The following is a 3,388-nucleotide window of genomic DNA, read 5'->3' as shown; positions in this document are numbered from 1 at the left end:
CCCAGTTGCGCCTGGGCCGCAACGCCACCGCCATCTACCAGGACCTGGTGGACCTGCACGGCTTCGATGGCGCCTACAACTCCGTCAAGCGCTTCGTGGCCCAACTGCGCCACAAGGAGCCCGAGCAATTCGACCGCCTCTTGTTTACTCCCGGCGAAGAGATGCAGGTCGACTACGGCGAGGGCGCGCCCAACCCGCGTGCCCGGCAGCAACCGGTATCGCAAACCCCGCCTGTTCTTGGCCACGCTGCGATACTCGCGGCGCAGCTTCCGGCGCGTGCTCTGCAATTCCGGCCAGCAGATCTGGGCCGAGCTGTACGAGCCCGCCCTCAATCCTGTTGATGCCGCCACGCTGGCCCACTGCGAGGTGGTAGCCGACCCAGCCCGCGTGCGTGAGCCCAACCGCAAGGGCACGGTGGAGGACGCTATTTAGCACACCCAGGCCACTGCGCTCAAGGGCCGGCGCTTCGAGACCAGCGAGGTGCAGCGCACGGTCTGCGACGACAGTGTTGCGTGCGCATCGACCACAGCAGCTACGCAGCCCGCTGCGGCCACCGCGCCCGCCCCTTCTGCCGCGGCGCTGCAGCCCTCTGCCAGCCCCGCGTCCAGTTCCGAGGTCACCGACGGGGCCACGGCCCCCGCGGCGGCTGCGCTGCCGACCCGCATTGATCTGCCATCGGCCAGCGCGGCCTATCTGAACAACCCGCCGCCACCCTATCCGGCCCTGAGCCGGCGCCTGGGCGAACAGGGCAAGGTGATCGTCAGAGTGCGCATCGAAGCCGACGGCACGGCATCCGCCGCCGAAATCCGCACCTCCAGCGGCTTCGAGCGGTTGGACCAAGCCGCGCTGCAAACCGTCCTGCGCTGGACCTACGTCCCCGGCAAACGCGACGGTGTGCCGCAAGCCATGTGGTATCTGATCCCGATTCAATTTGTCCTGGAGTGACCCCGATGGAATCTCCCCCCATCCCTGCCGCCTTTGGCCTGGCCCACCTTTGGACCCAGGGCGATGGCGTCATCCGCACCATTGCGGTCCTGCTGCTGCTGATGTCCGTGGCTTCCTGGGTCGTCATCGTGCTCAAGGCGCTGGATCTGCGCCGTCACCGCGCGCAGGCCCGGCAGGTCGAGGCCTTCTGGCACAGCCGCGACTTTGCCGACGGGCTGGCCCGGCTGGGCGATGGCGTCGACAACCCGTTTTATCTGCTGGCCACGCAGGGCCGCGAGGCGGCGGCGCACATCCGCGGGCTGGACGGGGAGCGTGCTGCGCAACTGCACGATGGCTTCGACATCAGCGAGTGGGTCACGCGCGCCCTGCGCCACGCCATCGACGACTTCGTCGCACGGCTGCAAGCGGGCCTGTGGATTCTCGCGTCGGTGGGCTCGACCGCCCCGTTCGTCGGGCTGTTCGGGACTGTCTGGGGCATCTACCACGCGCTGATCGGGATCGGCACCAGCGGCTCGGCAGCCCTGGACCAGGTCGCCGGCCCCATCGGCGAGGCGCTGATCATGACTGCGCTGGGGCTGGCCGTGGCCATCCCGGCCGTGCTCGGCTACAACGCGCTCGTGCGCGGCCAAAAGGCCTTGGTGCACCGGGTCAACCGCTTCGCGCACGAACTGCACGCCTACTTCGTGACCGGAGCGCGGGTCGGGGGCGCGGTGAGCGATGGCAAGGTACGCCCCCTGCGCAACGACGGCCGCTGACCGCCCCCAAGACGGAGACCGACCATGGCGTTTTCCCTCAACGACCCGGACGACGGCGAACTGCTCAGCGAAATCAACATGATTCCGCTGATCGATGTGATGCTGGTGCTGTTGATCGTGTTTTTGATCACGATCCCGGTGATGAAGCATGCGGTGCCGGTAGAACTGCCGAAGGCGGCGGCGCAACAGCAGGCCCCCGCCCCCGAGGCTGTGCGGCTGACCATCGACGCCGACGGCCGCTACCGTTGGAACGATGCGCCGCTGAGCGACGCGGAACTGGCGACGCGGCTGGCCGAAGCCGCCGCCCAGGACCCGCAGCCCGCGCTGCAACTGTACGGAGACCGCGCGGCGCGCTACGAGCGGGTGGCCCAGGCACTGGCCGCCGCCCAGCGCGCCGGGCTGCACAGCATCGGCTTCATCACCGAGCAGCCCTGACTGCCACCGCGCTCATGCCGTCCGACCACGGCCACGGTGTCATGAACTTTTCGTTCGCACAGGGCTCAATATCCTCATCTGTTCGTGTCCCCTTCTCACCACAGGAGTGATCGAGTTATGAGTCTGACCACGATTTCTAGGCATACGGGCAGCACGGCTGCCGACAGGTCGCGCCAGCGGGTGCTGCGCAACACCTACGGGCTGTTGGCGCTGAGCCTGGTGCCCACGGTGTTGGGCGCCTGGATCGGGGTGAACACGGGCATCACGGCGGCCTTGTCCGGTGGTGTCGGGGCGCTGGTGTTCCTCGCGGGCGCTTTCGGCTTCATATTCGCCATCGAACGCACCAAGCACTCCGCCACGGGCGTGGCCGTGTTGCTGGCCTTTACCTTCTTCATGGGGCTAATGCTGTCGCGCCTGCTGGCCGCGGTGTTGGGCCTGAACAATGGAGCGCAGCTCGTCATGACGGCCTTTGGCGGCACGGCGGGGGTGTTTTTCGTGATGGCCAACTTGGCTTCGATCGTCAAGCGCGACCTCGACGGCCTGGCCAAATGGCTGTTCTTCGGCGCGATCGTGTTGCTGATCGGCGGGCTCATCAACATCTTTGTCGGCAGCACAGCACTCATGGCGGCCATCTCCGTCATGGCCATTGGCATCTTCAGCGCCTTCTTGCTGGTGGATCTCAAGCGCATCATCGACGGTGGCGAGACCAACTACATCACCGCCACGCTCGCGCTGTACCTCAGCCTGTTCAACATCTTCCAAAGTCTGCTCGCCCTGCTGGGTATTTTTGGCGGCGAACGCGACTGAGCCAGGGGCCAGATCGGGCTGGCCCACCGTACCGAGCGGGTCGAAAGCGGCAGCTTTGACCCGCTTTTTGGTGCATGCATGGGTAGCCAGCCACTGCCCGCTGGCCGACAATCGCCACCATGCGCTTGCTCACCGTCGTATCCACACCGCCTGCGCCCCTCGTGTCAGCCGCCACCACACGGCGCTTGCAGAGGCTCGCGGTCTGCTTGGCCTGCTCGGCCGTGCTGGCGGGCTGCGACATGCTGGGCATCGACACCCCCGCCAAGCAGGCCGAGCGCCGTGAAGCAGACGGACGCGCAATCGGCGCGGGCTGCCGCCACACCCAGCGCAGCCTGGAAGACTGCTATGCGGCCAACCCGCGGGCAGCCAAAGCCGCGATCTTTGCCGGCTGGCGCGAAATGGACGAATACATGCGGGAAAACAACATCCCCGCAGCACCCCCGGCC

General features: G+C 67.1%; 4 protein-coding genes and 2 pseudogenes. All 6 read left to right on the top strand.

From position 1 onward, the window contains the following. Positions 1 to 539: pseudogene (locus P3W97_RS00795) on the top strand (IS21 family transposase); the annotation flags it as partial. Between the two features lie 214 nt (positions 540 to 753). Further along, positions 754 to 945: an energy transducer TonB gene (locus P3W97_RS00790; RefSeq protein WP_367184574.1), complete on the top strand. Its 192-nt coding sequence runs from the start codon at positions 754 to 756 to the stop codon at positions 943 to 945. 20 nt (positions 946 to 965) lie between these two features. After that, the gene (locus tag P3W97_RS00785) at positions 966 to 1,700 is read left to right on the top strand and encodes a MotA/TolQ/ExbB proton channel family protein (protein ID WP_300843076.1); all 735 of its coding nucleotides are present in this window, start codon (positions 966 to 968) and stop codon (positions 1,698 to 1,700) included. Positions 1,701 to 1,724: 24 nt separating this feature from the next. Next, positions 1,725 to 2,135, top strand: a complete 411-nt coding sequence (locus P3W97_RS00780; protein WP_300843075.1) for a biopolymer transporter ExbD — start codon at positions 1,725 to 1,727, stop codon at positions 2,133 to 2,135. A gap of 117 nt (positions 2,136 to 2,252) precedes the next feature. Beyond that, complete coding sequence (locus tag P3W97_RS00775) at positions 2,253 to 2,942, top strand: Bax inhibitor-1 family protein (protein ID WP_300843074.1); 690 nt, start codon at positions 2,253 to 2,255, stop codon at positions 2,940 to 2,942. A 119-nt stretch (positions 2,943 to 3,061) separates the two neighbouring features. Next, a pseudogene (locus P3W97_RS00770) lies at positions 3,062 to 3,388 on the top strand (hypothetical protein); the annotation flags it as partial.

Origin of the sequence: Tepidimonas sp., from assembly GCF_029335975.1 — a bacterium.
Lineage (GTDB): Bacteria > Pseudomonadota > Gammaproteobacteria > Burkholderiales > Burkholderiaceae_C > Tepidimonas.
Note: the sequence above shows the minus strand (reverse complement) of the source record. Positions and strands in the feature narration are given on the sequence as shown.